Below are 15142 nucleotides of genomic sequence, written 5' to 3'. Positions count from 1 at the left end.
ATGGGGTTGTTTTCGCAGTTTTTGCTTCGCAGCCCCGAGAGCTGTGCTCAGAGCAGCGGCCGATAGACCGCGCCGATCCGCGCCGCCTCGGCATTGAGGCTGAATCGTTCGAGCACCCGCGCGCGCCCGCGTTCGCCCATGGCCGTCGCAGCAGCCACATCGCGCATCAGTGGCTCGAGCGCGGCGACCAGTGCGTCGGCATCTCCCGTCGGGATCAGCACGCCGCTCACCCCATCCTCCACCACGAGCTCGGCAGCGCCGGCGCGTGCGGCGACCAGCGCGCTCCCCGCCGCCATCGCCTCGATCAGCGTCAGGCCGAAGCCTTCGTTGCGTGAGGTGAAGGCGTAGATCGTCAGCCGCTGATACCAGCGCTGCACCGCTTCGATCGGCAATTCGCCGGTGATGACGATGCGCGATTGCAGGCCCGCAGCTTCGATGCGCTTCTTCAGGTCGTTCGCGAAGGCCGTCTGCTCGGGTGTGACCTGCCCGACGATGACGGCGGTGAAATCGGGATAGCGCGGCAGCAAGCGGCACATCGCATCGACGAACACGTCGGTGCCCTTCTGCGCCCGCACGCGGCCGAAGCAGCCGATGGCGTAGCGGCCCGGCAGGCCGCTTTCGGCAAAGGCAGCAGCGCGATCGGCCGGCGGCGCATAGACGTCCGTGTCGACGCCGTGCGGGATCACCGTCGCCTTCACCTTCAGGAACGAGGCCGAGAGATCTGACGTCGCGATGATCGCGTCCATGCGCCGGATCAGCCAGCGCGTGATCCAGCTGTGATGCCGCTGCGCCGCGGAGGTGAACACGAGCCTCAGCGGCCAGCCGAGCGCGCGCAGCACGACACCGGCGATCATCTCGTTGTTGCGGCGTGCATGCCAGATCACGGGTCGCTTGCGGCCCCACAGCTTCAGGAAATCGGCAACGCTCAGCCGCGCGATCCCCTCCGGCGCGTCCGAGCCGAACCATGCGGCGCGAAACAGCCTTGCCAGGCGCGGCGCCACCATCCGGTTGGTCGCGGTGACCCCGGAATAACGCCTGTGCAGATTTGGCACGATCACTTCCAGATCGCCGGGGAAATTCGCCACGTCACACTCCGTTTCGGAAAGTCCCTATACGCAACATTAAGCATAGTGACCAGTTCAGGTCCGCCGATACCCCCTCTTCACCACGCAAGCGCTAGCCTTGCGCGTTGATCGAAGACGGGTGAGATCATGACTGTGCTAGTCACCGGCGGCGCCGGCTACATCGGAAGTCATACGGTCCTGGCGCTGGCGGAAGCCGGCGAGGACGTCGTCGTGATCGACGATCTCTCCACCGGATTCTCCGCTTACTTGCCCGAAGGCGTTCCGCTGTTCATCGGCGATGCCGGTGATGAAAACCTGCTCGAAGGCGTGATCGCCCAGCACGACATCGAGAGCATCATCCATTTCGCAGGCTCGGTTGTCGTGCCGGATTCGATGCGTGATCCGCTCGGCTACTACCGCAACAATTTCACGACCGCGCGCAACCTGCTCAACGTGGCGGTCAAGCGCGGCATTGGCCGCTTCATCTTTTCCTCGACCGCCGCCGTCTACGGCAATCCGGACCAGATGCCGGTGCCCGAGCACGCGCCGACGCGGCCGCTGTCGCCCTACGGCTCGTCGAAGCTGATGACCGAGATCATGCTGCACGACGTCGCCGCCGCCTACGGCATGCAATACGTGACGTTGCGTTACTTCAATGTCGCCGGCGCCGATCCGCAGGCGCGCATCGGCCTTGCCACCGTCGGCGCCACGCACCTGCTCAAGATCGCGGTGGAAGCCGCCACCGGCCAGCGCGCCAAGATCGACGTGTTCGGCACCGACTATCCGACCCCGGACGGCAGTTGCATCCGCGACTTCATCCACGTCACCGACCTGTCGCAGGCCCATCGCTCCGCGCTGGCCTATTTGCGCAACGGTGGCGCCTCGACCACGCTGAATTGCGGCTATGGCCGCGGCTATTCGGTGTTGGAGACCATCGACGCGGTGCGCCGGGTTTCGGGCCGCAGCTTCGCCGTGCAATACGCCCCACGCCGGCCCGGTGACATCATGACCATGGTCGCCGATACCGGCCGCATCCGCAGCCTGCTCGACTGGCGGCCGCAATACGACGACCTCGAGACGATCGCAGCCCATGCGCTGGCCTGGGAGGACAAGCTGTACCGCGAGCGCCACGGCGAGCTCCGCCACGCCGCCTCGGCCTAGAATCGTCCCAAGCGCAAGCCCTTAATTGGGCTTGAAAAACCCGGCTTGAGCGGGCACAGAGGCCCATCGATCCCTGACGCGCGGGCAGGCTTTGTCCTGCGCGGTCAATGGACACCGGATGGCCCAGTTTCCAAAGAAAATCACCGACGATCCCTACGCGGCAGCGGTCTTGATTCGCCGCCTGATCATGGAACAGGGGATCGCCTACTGGCGGCGCTATCTCGTTGCCTTCGCGCTGATGGCGCTGGCCGCCGGCGCGACCGCATGCGCGACCTATGTGCTCGGCCAGGTCATCAACCAGGCCTATGTAGACAAGAACATCCCGGGCATCGCGATGTTCTCAGGGATCACGGTGCTCCTGCTCTTCATCAAGGGCGTGGCAACCTACGGCCACATGGTGATCCTGACCAAGATCAGCAACGCGATCCTCGCCACCAACCAGCGCCAGCTGTTCGCAAAACTGATGCGCGAAAGCGTCGGCTTCTTCTCCGAGCGGCATTCGTCCGAGTTCCTGGCGCGGCTGACCGCCGGCGCAAAATCGATCACCGACGTGCTGAATATGCTGGTCAACGCCATCGGGCGCGATCTGCTGATGCTGCTCGCCATGATCGGCGTGATGGTGTGGCAGGACCCGCTGATGTCGTTCATCGGGCTCGTCGCGGTGCCGCCGGCGATGCTGGTGCTGCGCAAGCTGGTCAAGCGCATCAAGGGCCTCGCCTTCAACCAGTTCACCGGCACCGCCGACATCATGGAGACGATGCAGGAATCGCTGCAGGGCATCCGCACCGTCAAGGCCTTCACACTTGAAGAGACCATGCAGAAGCGCATCGACGAGAACATCGCGATCGTCGAGCGCAATGCCAACAAGATGGCCCGCGTCGCCAACCGCTCCAACCCGCTGATGGAAATGCTCGGTGGCTTCGCCGTCGCCGGCTGCCTGATGTATGGCGGCTACGCCGTGGTCGCGCTCAACGCCACTCCGGGCGCGTTCTTCTCCTTCATGACCGCCTTCCTAATGGCAACCGAGCCCGCCAAGCGGCTGGCGCGACTCAATATCGACCTCAATAGCCAGTTGGTCGGCGCGCGCATGCTGCTCGAGGTCGTCGACAGCCCCGCGAGCGAGCAGTCCGACGACGACAAGCCGGCGCTGAAGCTCTCCGACGCGCGGATTGAGCTGCGCGACGTCAGCTTCGCCTATCGTTCGGGCGAGACCGTGCTCAACCGCATGAGCTTCATTGCCGAGCCGGGCAAGGTGACTGCGCTGGTCGGCCCCTCCGGCGGCGGCAAGTCGACCGTGCTGGCGCTGCTTTTGCGGTTCTACGAGGTGACGCAGGGCGACATCGTGATCGACGGCCAGTCGATCGCCTCGGTCTCGCGCAAATCGCTGCGCGCGCAGACCGCCTATGTCGGCCAGGACGTCTACCTGTTCCGCGACACCATCCGGAGCAACATCGCCTTCGGCAAGCCGGGCGCCAGCGAGGACGAGATCATCGAGGCGGCAAAGGCGGCCTGCGCGCATGATTTCATCATGGGCTTTCCGCTCGGCTACGACACGCCCGTCGGCGAGCACGGCACGCAGCTCTCCGGCGGCCAGCGCCAGCGCATTGCGGTCGCGCGAGCGCTACTCAAGAACGCGCCGATCATCCTCTTGGACGAAGCCACCGCCGCGCTCGATTCCGAATCCGAGCGGCAGGTGCAGGAGGCGATCGAACATCTCTGCCGGAACCGCACCACCATCGTGATCGCGCACCGCCTGCACACCATCATGCACGCAGACAACATCCTGGTGGTCGAGGGCGGCGAGATCGTCGAGCAGGGCCGCCATGACGAGCTGCTCCGCCGCGCCGGCCGTTACGCCTCGTTCTTCCGCCTGCAACATCGGGACGCCGGCGCTCTGGCGCCGATCAGCGCAACCGCATAGAGTTCCTTATCAACCTCAAGAGCCGCGAGACCGCTTCATGAACGCCGCCTCCTACGTCATCCCGCTTCCGCCCCAGGCTTCGCTTCCCGTCGTCGGCGAGAGCGGTCGTTATCCGGTGCGCCGCATCTGGTGCGTCGGCCGCAACTATCTCGAGCACATCCGTGAGATGGGCAATGACGAGCGCGCGCCGCCGTTCTTCTTCGCCAAGCATGCCGACATGCTGGTGCCGGACGGCGCCACCATCCCCTATCCGCCGCTGACCAAGGATTTGCATCACGAGGTCGAGCTGATTGTCGCGATGAAGAGCGGCGGGCTCAACATCCCGGCCGAGAAGGCACTCGATCACGTCTACGGCTACGCCGTCGGCATCGACCTCACCCGCCGCGACCTCCAGATCGCCTCGCGCAAGAAGGAGCGTCCCTGGGAGATCGGCAAGTCGTTCGATTATTCGGCGCCCTGCTCCGCGATTCAGCCGGCCTCCAAGATCGGCCATCCCGCCAAGGGCAAGATCTGGCTGACGGTCAACGGCAAGGAAGCCCAGAAGGGCGATCTCACCGAGCTGATCTGGAACGTGCCCGAGATCATCTGGCAGCTCTCGCAGCAGGTGAAGCTCGCCGCCGGCGACATCATCATGACGGGCACCCCGGCCGGCGTGTCGCAGCTCCAGGTGGGCGACAAGCTCGAATGCGGCGTCGACGGCGTCGGCACGCTGAAGGTCGCGATCGGCCAGCCGGAATAGGCTGAGCTCGAGATCACAGAAAGGCGAAGCCCCGGACGTCGCGCCCGGGGCTTTTTTGCGGCCTCAAGCTCGCCGCTGATGGGCGCCCGCCGCGTTGATGTCCTTCCCGGTGTAATCGGTCATCATCGCGGTCGCGGCCAGCGTCATGACAGCGCAGATCGCGATGTAGATCGCGATCGGGGTCGCCGAGTGGAACGTGCCGAACAGCCATGTTGCGATCAGCGGCGCCGGGCCGCCGGCGATCACGGATGCAAGTTGATAGCCGAGTGAGGAGCCGCTGTAGCGCAAGCGTCCGGTAAAGCTCTCGGCAATCAAGGCGGCCTGCGGGCCGTACTGCATGTCGTGCGGGATCAGCGACAGGATGATCGCGAGGAAGATGATGACTGACGATCCGGTGTTGAGCATCGCGAAATAGATGAAGCCGAAGATGCCCGTCACGGCAGCGCCGATCATATACATGTTCTTGCGGCCGATCTGATCGGAGATATGTCCGCACAACGGGATCGAGACGAACGACAGCACCGAAGCCGAGAGCACCGCAGTCAGCAGGAAGTCGCGCGAAACGTGCAGGGTACCGATGCCGTAGGAGAAGACGAAGGCGGTGAAGATGTAGAACGGCGCCTGCTCCGACATCCGCGCGAAGGCCGAGAGCAGAATCTCCTTCGGATACTCCCGGATCACGGTCAGCATCGGGGTGCGGTCGACCTGTCGTTCGGCCACGAGCTTTGAGAACACAGGCGTTTCGAGAATGCCGAGCCGGATATAGAGGCCGACGCCGACCAGGATGATGCTGAGCGCGAACGGAATGCGCCAGCCCCACGCCAGGAACTGATCGCCCGCCATCTGGCTGAACGCCAGCACGGCGAGGTTGGCGAGGAATAGGCCACAGGGCACGCCGAATTGCGGCCATGAGGCGATCAATCCTCGCGATCGGTCGTTGCGGGCCCATTCCATCGACATCAGCACGGAGCCGCCCCACTCGCCGCCGACGCCGACGCCCTGAATGAATCGCAGCACGGTCAGGATCACGGCACCCCAGATGCCGATGCTCGCATAGGTCGGGACTATGGCCACCGCGGCGGTCGCTAGTCCCATCAAGAGCAGCGTCGCAATCAGCGTGGATTTGCGCCCAATGCGGTCGCCATAATGGCCAAAGATTGCTGCGCCAATGGGTCGCGCGACGAAGCCGACTGCGTAGATCGCGAACGCCTCCAGCGTGCCAACCCAGGGGTCGGACTTTGGAAAGAACAGCTTTGCGAAAACCAGCCCCGTGACGGTGCTGTAGAGGAAGAAATCATACCATTCGATCGCGGTCCCTACCGTGGACGCGATGACCGCGCGACGAAGCTGGCGCTGATGCTCGGATGCAGTAAGTCGGGTGGCATCAAGGTCGAGTGTTGCCATGGGAGCGTTTCCCTCGAACAGCCCCCCGGTTGCGCGTTTTCACCGGTTGTTTGCTGAGGAATAAACGAGCTTGGGTTCCAAGGGTTCCCCGCCGAGCTGGAACGAGAAGCTAGAACTTTAGTTGGCCTACAAAGCCGTCCGCGCCCGCTGCCGGGATGGCCTGGCTCTACCAGGCCTTCACCGGCCGATTGGCGTGGCTTGCCTGCGGCACGCCGCGATTGAGCGACATGTGCGAATGCACGCACAGCCATCCATCGCCGTTTCTTGCAAACACCATCGTCGCCCGGCCCGGCCGCGGAAACGCGCTGCCATCAGGGTGATAGCCCGTACTCGTCCACGGCGCGATCACGGTCGCCATCGCTCCGTCTGGTGATGCCAGAACAGAGGTTTGATCGAGGACGAAACGGAAGTCACTCGTCTTGGGCCAGACGTTGTCCCATTGCGTCGAGACCCATTGATCGAGGCCGGGGATGACATCGTTATGCGTGCCGAAGGCGAGCACATCCGGATGGAAGAGCGGCCTCGCCGAGGCGTAGTCGACCTCGCGGACATAGCCCGCGAAGATTTCCAGCCACTGGCGGAAGAACTGCGTGATCTCCGCGTTAGCAATCGGCAAGAACACCATCGCGGACCATTCACCGCAGCGCCGACAGCACGATCAGCCCGAGGATCAGCGCCGTCAGCGAGTATTTGAGCGTGTAGTAGACGTTGCGGTTCCACTCCTTGACCTTGCGGCTGGCGAGATGGATCTCGTAGAGCTTGCCGAACACCTTATTGAGCACGCCGACATTCTCGCCGTCGACGTTCTGCGTCGCAGACGCCTTGACGATGTGATGGCTGACCCAGCGGTTGATCGCGGTCATGAAGCCGAACTTCATCGGACGCTCGACGTCGCAGAACAGGATGATGCGGTTGACGTCGGTCGCATTCTCCGCGCTGTGGATGAAGGTCTCGTCGAACATGAAGGCCTCGCCGTCGCGCCAGACGCATTCGACACCGTCGACGAGGATGCGGCACTTGTTCGAGTTCGGCGTGACTAGGCCGAGGTGATAGCGCAGCGAGCCCGCGAAGGGATCGCGGTGCGCGCCGAGCTTGCCGCCCGGCGGCAGCATCGCGAACATCGCGCCATGCACGCTGGGGATCGAATTGAGCAGCTCCACCGTCTTCGGGCACAGCGTGCGCGCCGAGGGCAGGAAGTCGTCGTACCATTTCAGGTAAAACCGCTTCCAGCCGCTCTTGAAGAAGGAATAGAAGCCCCAGTCGTTGTTCTTGGCGGCGGCGCGGATGAAGCCCTCGTCGAACAGGCGCACGGCCTCGTCGCGGATGGTCTCCCAGTTCTCACTCAGGGGCTTCAGCTCGGGAAACTGATCGACCGAGATCACCGGCTTGTTGGGCACCGCCGAGCCTGCATACATCAGGACGTTGTACGGCGCGAGATAGGTCGAATGGTCGCCGAGCTGGCGCGCGAAGCGCAGCCGCTGCTTGCCGCGGAAATGAACGTAGATCGTCGACGCCGCAAGCACATAAAGAATGACAAGTTGCGGCGCAAAAAGCTGTTTCAGCATTTCCCCAATCCCAAGTGACCCAGCCGGGGTGTCGTGTAGCCCGGCCGGGCCGCACCGGCAAGATATCACCGGTGGGTTGCAATCACGCGCGAGAGAGCAAGGGGATGGAACTTGGGCCGAAACCGCCCGAATCAGGCCCGTGATAGCGCCTGGAGCCCCTTGAAGGTCAGACGTTTGGGGTCGGTGACGCCGGCGAGGTAGAGACGGCGGATGAAGGCGATGACGGCGTCGCGGTCACAGTCGGTCAGCGCGACGACGGCGTCGACCGCGATTCTCTGGGCTTCCATTGGGCTCACCTCGGCCTTGCGAGTAACCCGGCCGGGAGAGGCTAGGACTCATCCGTTAATCCGGCGTTAACCGTCGGGCGGGATGGCTGATTCAGACGGGCGGCCGAATACGCAAGAAACATTCGCGCGCGCGGGACGCACCACCCGCCCCAACCACGGCAATATCCTGATTCCGATGCCGCTATTCGGCGCCGGACGTTCTCGCATTGCGTGTCAATGATTTTAGCAGTTCGGCCTGCTGTTGCACCAACTCACACTGCTTTCGCGCATGCGAGCTCGACAACTCGACCCACTGCGAGAGCGTTCTCACGCGGCTCAACTCGCGCGTATACTGCAGGGTGGCGCCTGCATTCACTTTCATCAATTCGAGCACGACAGCGTGACACTCGGCTGCAGCTCCGTCCAGGACGTCGCTTTCCGGGCTGGCAATATCCTTCGTATATTCGAACACATGCACGCCCAGCTTCATTGTCTCGAGGGCACGCGTCTGCATCTCTTTGGCGATCTCCACGGCGAGAGCGGAGGTGCTGCTGGCATTTTGGAATTGCGTCGAAGCCAACTCCACCTTCGTAGGTGCGCAAGTCGCGACGTTGTCGGTTGCCGCCGGAACGGTCGTCTCTGCAGGCACCTTTCGCGCAGGTGTCTTTCGCGCAGGTGTCTTTCGAGCAGGCCGCTTGGCTGCCCGCTCGCTCCGGAGTTCATCGCCTCGTGGGACGGCGACCGGATCGGGCGGTATCTCCAAGAGGCTCTCGTCGATGCTACGGCTCGCCGCCGCAGTCAGGTCCACCAGCGACCGACGTCTGGCGCGTGCGCCATCAGCAGGCTGTCTCGACTGCGCCTTGCCCATGATGATTCGACTCCGTGAAGATGTGCTCCGAAATCCACCGCCACAGCCCAACGATCTCGTCCGAGGCTTTGCCGTCCGGCGCAAACTCCGTGACACCCAAGCCTACCCCGAGCGCGTCCTGGTGATCGTTGCGCTGTCCAATGAAGGGAAGCGCAAGCACGCCCAGCGAGTTGAGCGAAGTGGCAGCTTCACTCAGCCGGCACCCCCGTGTGGGCGTCTGATTGAGGATGAAGGCAAACCGGCGGTTACCCCTGCGAATGGCCAACAGCGTAGGGATGGCAGCTTCGATATCGGCCGGGCTCGGACGCGCCGGAATGAGACAGAAGTCGGCATTGGTGATGGCGCGCAGCGCCAAGGCGTTATTCGTGGCGGCCGTGTCGATGATTGCGAGCCCAATCCCTTCGGCCCGGAGCCGGGAAAGCACCGGCTCGATCTCCGCCGGATCGGCAACGCACTCGACACGGGGAAAGCAATTCTCGCGACGCTGTTTCCATTTCGAGATGGTGCCCTGCGCGTCAGCCTCAATGAGAGCGACGCGCTCTTCGCGTTCCATAGCGGCCACTGCAAGCCCAACGGCCAGCGTACTCTTGCCGCTTCCGCCTTTTTGCGTGACCAGAGCAAGCACGTGCACGTCCCGCGCTCCCATCAATGCCAGCGACGCGGAACTCAGGCGCTGTCGGAAGTAAATTGCATGCGACGCAGCAATACTACTTCAAGTCGCCGTTCGCCTCAAGCGATCGGCGGGTTCCTCAATATACGGAGATCAGGAATACCTCATCACGCCGTCGTCGATCCGGCCGAAGCGCAAGGAGAGGATGTCGAGCGCGTAATTTTGGTAGAGCCGCCACGGCCGCTTCGAGCCTTGCTTCGGCATCTTGGCGATCGAGCGCTGCACATAGCCAGAGGTGAAATCGAGCGAGGGCTGCGCGGTGATGGTTGGATCGTCATTGTGCGGCATGCATTGCCGGAAATTGTGCCGGTCCATATAGTTGATGAGCCGGCAGACATATTCGCAGGTGAGATCGCATTTCAGGGTCCAGGACGCATTGGTGTAGCCGAAGGCAGAGGCCATGTTCGGCACGAGGCAGAGCCGCTGGTCCCAGGGATTGTAGCGTGGCGTAAAATGGGTGGCGACATCGTAGTCGGGGCCCAGCGCGATTCTCACGCCCTTGAGGATGAGGTCCTTCACCTTGGCAGGTCGGCGCCGGCTGAGCTGGAAGAAGAACATCCCCCACATCACGTTGCGCCAGCGGATCAGATGATAAGCAAGGCGCGTCGGGAGATTGCGTCGCAATTTGTTGGCAACGGGATCCTGGGCCGGACGCGACACCACATAGGTCGGCGAGCGCTGCAGCATGGTGACCTGCGCCGCCTTCTTGGCGAGCTCCGGCACCAGCGTCACCGCTGTGGCGCCCGAGCCGATCACGACGACGCGCTTACCCGCGTAATCGATATCCTCGGTCCATTTCTGCGGATGCACAATGCGGCCGGCGAAATCCGCCACGCCCTTGAACTCCGGCGTATAGCCCGCCTCGTATTTATAATAGCCCGAGCACATGAATAGGAAATTGCAAGTGAAGCGCACGAGCTCGGTCGCGCCCTCGCCCGAGATGCGCTCAGCTTCCACCGTCCAGCGCGCGTCTGGTGTCGACCACGCCGCGCGCTTGACGCGATGAAGATACCGGATGTGCTTGTCGATGCCGTTCTCGACCGCGGTCTCGCGCACATAGTTCAGGATTTGCGGCCCGTCGGCGATCGCCTTCGGGTCGGTCCACGGCTTGAAGGAATAGCCCAGCGTGAACATGTCGCTGTCGGAGCGAATACCGGGATAGCGGAACAGGTCCCAGGTGCCGCCGATGCAGTCCCGTCCCTCCAGGATGACGTAGCTCTTGGCCGGGCATTTGGTCTGTAAATGATACCCGCGCCGATGCCGGACAGGCCGGCACCGACGATCAGCACGTCGAAATGTTCTTGAGACATCGTCTCTCCCGCCGTCGTCATGCCCCGGCTGGATGTTCAGCCCGGGGACATGACCGACGGGTGTTCGGGGACATAGCCGACACATCATAGTGCAGGGATTTGGCAGTAAAGGAGGCCAAGTCCATGCCCTGGCGAGAGGTGTCGGTGATGGATCAGCGGCGGGAGTTCGTGCGGCTTGCGATGCAGGAGGGAGCGAACCGGCGGGAGCTCTGCCGGCGGTTCAATATCCATCCCGACACGGGCTACAAATGGCTTGCACGATGGCAAGCGGATCAGAATGTCGACGACCGCTCGCGCCGACCGCATGCGAGCCCGGGACAGACCGATTGCGAGCTTGAGGCACGTATTCTCGCGGTACGCGATGCCCATCCGGCATGGGGAGCTCGCAAGATAGCTCACTGCCTGGAGCGCAATGGCTTGCGTTCGCCAGCAGTCTCAACAGTTCATCAGATCTTGCGTCGGTCTGGCCGCATCAAGCCTCCGATCGGCGGCCCGACGGCAAGCCAGCGTTTCGAGATGCCGGCCCCCAATCTGTTGTGGCAGATGGACTTCAAAGGCTGGGTTCGGCTCGGCAATGATACCCAGTGCCATCCTCTGACGGTGGTGGATGACCACTCCCGCTATGATCTGTGCGTGCAGGCCTGTGCCGATCAACGCACAGATACCGTGCGCAGCCGCTTGGAGAAGACCTTTCGCCACTACGGGCTCCCGGAGGCTTTCTTCGTCGACAATGGTTCGCCCTGGGGTGATCCTTCCGGCGAGCGATGGACACGGTTCTCGGTGTGGCTGCTCAAGCTTGGCGTCGCCGTCATCCACAGCCGCCCATATCACCCGCAAAGCCGCGGCAAGAATGAACGATTCCACCGCACCCTCGCGGCTGAGGTGTTCGCACTGCGACAGTTCCGCGATCTCGCAGAGACGCAGCGTGCCTTCGACGCCTGGCGGGAAGTCTACAACTTCGAACGGCCACACGAGGCGCTCGGACAACAGGTCCCGGCCAGTCGATATCGGCCCAGCCAGCGACCAATGCCCGATCGATTGCCACAGGTCGAATACGACAGCCATGAGATCGTGCGCCGCGTCTCCACGACCAAAGCCTATGTCAGCTTCAAGGGACGTCTTTGGAAAGTGCCACAGGCCTTCCGTGGCGAGCGCCTCGCCATCCGCCCCTCGGCAAACGATGCGCAATACGGGATCTTCTTTGCCGCCCACCAAGTCGCTATCATCGACTTGGCGAGCGGAGAATGTGTCGGCTATGTCCCCGAACACCCGTCGGTCATGTCCCCGGGCTGAACATCAAGCCGGGCGATGACAGTGGGGGTTGTGGCGGGGCCCTGTCAATCTCGTTGCGAGCAGAAACTCGCAACGTCCGTAGCCTGCCCTTAGCCGAAAATCAGTACCGGTAGTGGTCCGACTTGTACGGACCTTCCACCTTCACGCCGATGTAGTCGGCCTGGTCCTTGCGGAGCTCGGTGAGCTTGACGCCGATCTTGGCGAGGTGCAGGCGGGCGACCTTTTCGTCGAGGGTCTTGGGCAGCACGTAGACCTTCTTCTGATATTTGCCGTCCTTGTTGTTGGCGAACAGCTCGATCTGCGCCAGCGTCTGGTTGGTGAAGGATGCCGACATCACGAAGGACGGATGGCCCATCGCGTTGCCGAGGTTCACGAGACGGCCTTCCGACAGCATGATGATGCGGTGCTTGTCGGGGAACTCGATCTCGTCGACCTGCGGCTTGATGTTGGTCCACTTCAGATTGCGGAGCGCCGCGATCTGGATCTCGTTATCGAAGTGGCCGATGTTGCACACGATGGCGCGATCCTTCATCGCACGCATGTGCTCGATGGTGATGATGTCCTTGTTGCCGGTCGCGGTGACGAAGATGTCGGCGCGGGGCGCGGCGTCTTCCATTGTCACGACCTCATAGCCTTCCATCGCGGCCTGCAGCGCGCAGATCGGATCGACTTCGGAGACCATCACGCGGCAACCCGCCTGGCGCAGCGAGGCCGCCGAGCCCTTACCGACGTCGCCGAAGCCCGCGACCATCGCGACCTTGCCCGACAGCATCACGTCGGTACCGCGACGAATGCCGTCGACCAGCGATTCCCGGCAGCCATAGAGGTTGTCGAACTTCGACTTGGTGACGCTGTCGTTGACGTTGATGGCGGGGAACAGCAGCGTGCCCTTATTGGCCATCTCGTAGAGGCGATGCACACCCGTGGTGGTCTCTTCCGAGACGCCCTTGATGTTCTTGGCGATCTCGCCGAAATAGCCCTTCGGCTTCTCCTTCAGCAGGCGCTTGATCAGCGCGTAGAAGATCTCCTCTTCCTCGGAAGCTGGCTTGTCGAGGAACGCGGTGTCGCCGTTTTCGGCACGGACGCCGGCATGCACCAGCATGGTGGCGTCGCCGCCGTCATCGAGGATCATGTTCGGCGTGCCGCCGCCATGCCAGTCGAACAGCTTCGCGGTGTAGTCCCAGTATTCCGTGAGCGTCTCGCCCTTGACGGCGAAGACGGGAATGCCGGCGGCGGCGATCGCGGCCGCAGCGTGGTCCTGGGTCGAATAGATGTTGCAGGAGACCCAGCGGATGTCGGCGCCGAGGGCTGCGAGCGTCTCGATCAGCACCGCGGTCTGGATCGTCATGTGCAGGGAGCCGGCGATGCGCGCGCCCTTCAGCGGCTGCTTCGGGCCGAACTCCTCGCGGGTGGCCATCAGACCGGGCATTTCGGTCTCGGCGAGCGAGATTTCCTTGCGGCCGAAATCGGCGAGCGAGATGTCCTTGACGATGTAATCGGTGAAGCCGGGCTTCGCGTTCATAGGGGGTTCCTGTTTGTTGGCTCGTCATTCCGGGGCGCTCGTAAAACGAGCGAACCCGGAATCTGGAGGATCAAGATTCCGGGTTCGCCGCCGTGGCGGCGCCCCGGAATGACGCAAGAAAACTAGAGCGCGCGCTTGAGCTGCTCGACGAGATCGGTCTTCTCCCAGGAGAAGCCGCCCTCGTTGTCGGGCGTGCGGCCGAAATGACCGTAGGCTGCGGTGCGCGCGTAGATCGGTCGGTTGAGGTCGAGATGGGTGCGGATGCCGCGGGGCGTCAGATCCATCGCCTTGGCGGCGGCCTTCTCGAGCTGGTCTTCCGACACCTTACCGGTGCCGTGCGTGTCGATGTAGATCGACAGCGGACGTGCCACACCGATGGCGTAAGCGAGCTGGAGCGTGCAGCGGTCGGCAAGACCGGCCGCGACGATGTTCTTGGCGACGTAGCGCGCGGCATAGGCCGCAGAGCGGTCGACCTTGGTCGGATCCTTGCCGGAGAACGCGCCGCCGCCATGCGGGGCCGCGCCGCCATAGGTATCGACGATGATCTTGCGGCCGGTCAGGCCGGAATCGCCATCGGGACCACCGATGTAGAACTTGCCGGTCGGGTTGATGTGCCAGATCGTCTTCGGCGTGATCCAGTCCTTCGGCAGCGCCTCGCGCACATAGGGCTCGACGATGTCGCGCACCTGCTTGGAGGTGAGGTCCTCGATCAGATGCTGGTGCGACACCACGATCTCGCGCACGCCGACCGGCTTGCCGTTCTCGTACTGCACAGTGACCTGGCTCTTGGAATCCGGACCGAGCACCTTCTCCTTGCCGGAGTGTCGGGCTTCGGAGATCAGCCGCAGGATCTTGTGAGCGTAGAAGATCGGCGCAGGCATCAAATCCGGCGTCTCATTGGTGGCGTAACCGAACATGATGCCCTGGTCGCCTGCGCCTTCTTCCTTGACCTCGCCCGGCTGAAGTGCGTCGACGCCCTGGGCGATGTCCGCCGACTGCGGATGCAGCAGGATCTCGATATCGCAGGTCTTCCAGTGGAAGCCCTCCTGCTCGTAGCCAATGTCCTTGATCGCGCCGCGGACGACGCTCTCGATCTGCTCGTTGGTCACCGATTTCGGACCGCGGGTCTCACCGGCGATCACCACCTTATTGGTGGTCGCCAGCGTCTCGCAGGCGGCGCGGATGGCCCAAGGATCGATGCCCGCCTTCGGCCCTTCACGATAGAACAGGTCGACGATCTCATCGGAGATCCGGTCACAGACCTTGTCCGGATGGCCCTCGGACACGGACTCGCTGGTGAAGAGATAGGACGCGCGCATCAGTAACCCCTTGTTCCGCCGCTAGCCGGCGGGCTTTTGC

Annotated in this window: 13 protein-coding genes and 1 pseudogene; 4 read left to right on the top strand and 10 right to left on the bottom strand. The window is 63.2% G+C overall.

Features of this window, described 5'->3' with window-relative positions; all coding sequences use genetic code 11:
- Positions 1 to 47 precede the first annotated feature (47 nt).
- Positions 48 to 1085, bottom strand: a complete 1038-nt coding sequence (locus P6U27_RS12110) for a glycosyltransferase family 4 protein (RefSeq protein ID WP_407194105.1) — start codon at positions 1083 to 1085, stop codon at positions 48 to 50.
- A gap of 126 nt (positions 1086 to 1211) precedes the next feature.
- Between P6U27_RS12110 and galE the strand changes: the two genes are divergently transcribed.
- From galE to P6U27_RS12095, 3 genes are all read left to right on the top strand, one after another.
- Entirely contained in the window at positions 1212 to 2225 is a 1014-nt protein-coding gene (galE, locus tag P6U27_RS12105; RefSeq protein WP_407194104.1) for a UDP-glucose 4-epimerase GalE, read from the top strand.
- 118 nt (positions 2226 to 2343) lie between these two features.
- Entirely contained in the window at positions 2344 to 4146 is a 1803-nt protein-coding gene (locus P6U27_RS12100; protein WP_407194103.1) for an ABC transporter ATP-binding protein, read from the top strand.
- 37 nt (positions 4147 to 4183) lie between these two features.
- Positions 4184 to 4885 carry a fumarylacetoacetate hydrolase family protein gene (locus P6U27_RS12095; RefSeq protein ID WP_122402352.1) on the top strand — a complete coding sequence of 234 codons (702 nt, stop codon included), beginning with the start codon at positions 4184 to 4186 and terminating at the stop codon, positions 4883 to 4885.
- Positions 4886 to 4948: 63 nt separating this feature from the next.
- Here the strand turns inward: P6U27_RS12095 and P6U27_RS12090 are convergent, their stop codons facing one another.
- The 7 genes and pseudogenes from P6U27_RS12090 to P6U27_RS12060 all read right to left on the bottom strand — a co-directional run bounded on the left by P6U27_RS12090 (position 4949) and on the right by P6U27_RS12060 (position 10968).
- Complete coding sequence (locus tag P6U27_RS12090; RefSeq protein ID WP_122402351.1) at positions 4949 to 6289, bottom strand: MFS transporter; 1341 nt, start codon at positions 6287 to 6289, stop codon at positions 4949 to 4951.
- Between the two features lie 166 nt (positions 6290 to 6455).
- Positions 6456 to 6914, bottom strand: a complete 459-nt coding sequence (locus P6U27_RS12085; protein ID WP_407194102.1) for a YybH family protein — start codon at positions 6912 to 6914, stop codon at positions 6456 to 6458.
- Positions 6915 to 6924: 10 nt separating this feature from the next.
- Positions 6925 to 7854: an aspartyl/asparaginyl beta-hydroxylase domain-containing protein gene (locus P6U27_RS12080; protein ID WP_122402349.1), complete on the bottom strand. Its 930-nt coding sequence runs from the start codon at positions 7852 to 7854 to the stop codon at positions 6925 to 6927.
- Between the two features lie 131 nt (positions 7855 to 7985).
- Entirely contained in the window at positions 7986 to 8141 is a 156-nt protein-coding gene (locus P6U27_RS12075) for a hypothetical protein (protein ID WP_007612486.1), read from the bottom strand.
- A gap of 181 nt (positions 8142 to 8322) precedes the next feature.
- On the bottom strand, positions 8323 to 8988 hold the full coding sequence (locus P6U27_RS12070; RefSeq protein ID WP_407194101.1) for a hypothetical protein: 666 nt from the start codon (positions 8986 to 8988) through the stop codon (positions 8323 to 8325).
- Complete coding sequence (locus P6U27_RS12065; RefSeq protein ID WP_407194100.1) at positions 8957 to 9613, bottom strand: AAA family ATPase; 657 nt, start codon at positions 9611 to 9613, stop codon at positions 8957 to 8959. Before P6U27_RS12065 ends, P6U27_RS12070 begins: the two co-directional genes overlap by 32 nt.
- Before the next feature lie 138 nt (positions 9614 to 9751).
- A pseudogene (locus P6U27_RS12060) lies at positions 9752 to 10968 on the bottom strand (flavin-containing monooxygenase).
- 123 nt (positions 10969 to 11091) lie between these two features.
- Here P6U27_RS12060 and P6U27_RS12055 point away from each other — a divergent pair.
- A complete protein-coding gene (locus P6U27_RS12055; RefSeq protein WP_407194099.1) occupies positions 11092 to 12261 on the top strand; it encodes an IS481 family transposase in 1170 nt (389 codons plus the stop codon).
- A 100-nt stretch (positions 12262 to 12361) separates the two neighbouring features.
- Here the strand turns inward: P6U27_RS12055 and ahcY are convergent, their stop codons facing one another.
- Both ahcY and metK read right to left on the bottom strand, forming a co-directional pair.
- A complete protein-coding gene (ahcY, locus tag P6U27_RS12050; protein ID WP_122402346.1) occupies positions 12362 to 13783 on the bottom strand; it encodes an adenosylhomocysteinase in 1422 nt (473 codons plus the stop codon).
- 122 nt (positions 13784 to 13905) lie between these two features.
- Complete coding sequence (gene metK, locus P6U27_RS12045; RefSeq protein ID WP_122402345.1) at positions 13906 to 15102, bottom strand: methionine adenosyltransferase; 1197 nt, start codon at positions 15100 to 15102, stop codon at positions 13906 to 13908.
- Positions 15103 to 15142: the final 40 nt, after the last annotated feature.

The sequence above is a fragment of the Bradyrhizobium sp. STM 3566 genome, assembly GCF_045571445.1.
Taxonomy (GTDB): domain Bacteria; phylum Pseudomonadota; class Alphaproteobacteria; order Rhizobiales; family Xanthobacteraceae; genus Bradyrhizobium; species Bradyrhizobium vignae.
This window is presented reverse-complemented; position numbering and strand designations above follow the sequence as displayed.

What these genes read in the sequence shown, in the direction of transcription:
- galE (WP_407194104.1), top strand. Translation starts at nt 1,212, where the DNA reads ATGACTGTGCTAGTCACCGGCGGCGCCGGCTACATCGGAAGTCATACG.
- P6U27_RS12100 (WP_407194103.1), top strand. Translation starts at nt 2,344, where the DNA reads ATGGCCCAGTTTCCAAAGAAAATCACCGACGATCCCTACGCGGCAGCG.
- P6U27_RS12095 (WP_122402352.1), top strand. Translation starts at nt 4,184, where the DNA reads ATGAACGCCGCCTCCTACGTCATCCCGCTTCCGCCCCAGGCTTCGCTT.
- P6U27_RS12090 (WP_122402351.1), bottom strand. Translation starts at nt 6,289, where the DNA reads ATGGCAACACTCGACCTTGATGCCACCCGACTTACTGCATCCGAGCAT.
- P6U27_RS12085 (WP_407194102.1), bottom strand. Translation starts at nt 6,914, where the DNA reads ATGGTGTTCTTGCCGATTGCTAACGCGGAGATCACGCAGTTCTTCCGC.
- P6U27_RS12080 (WP_122402349.1), bottom strand. Translation starts at nt 7,854, where the DNA reads ATGCTGAAACAGCTTTTTGCGCCGCAACTTGTCATTCTTTATGTGCTT.
- P6U27_RS12075 (WP_007612486.1), bottom strand. Translation starts at nt 8,141, where the DNA reads ATGGAAGCCCAGAGAATCGCGGTCGACGCCGTCGTCGCGCTGACCGAC.
- P6U27_RS12070 (WP_407194101.1), bottom strand. Translation starts at nt 8,988, where the DNA reads ATGGGCAAGGCGCAGTCGAGACAGCCTGCTGATGGCGCACGCGCCAGA.
- P6U27_RS12055 (WP_407194099.1), top strand. Translation starts at nt 11,092, where the DNA reads ATGCCCTGGCGAGAGGTGTCGGTGATGGATCAGCGGCGGGAGTTCGTG.
- ahcY (WP_122402346.1), bottom strand. Translation starts at nt 13,783, where the DNA reads ATGAACGCGAAGCCCGGCTTCACCGATTACATCGTCAAGGACATCTCG.
- metK (WP_122402345.1), bottom strand. Translation starts at nt 15,102, where the DNA reads ATGCGCGCGTCCTATCTCTTCACCAGCGAGTCCGTGTCCGAGGGCCAT.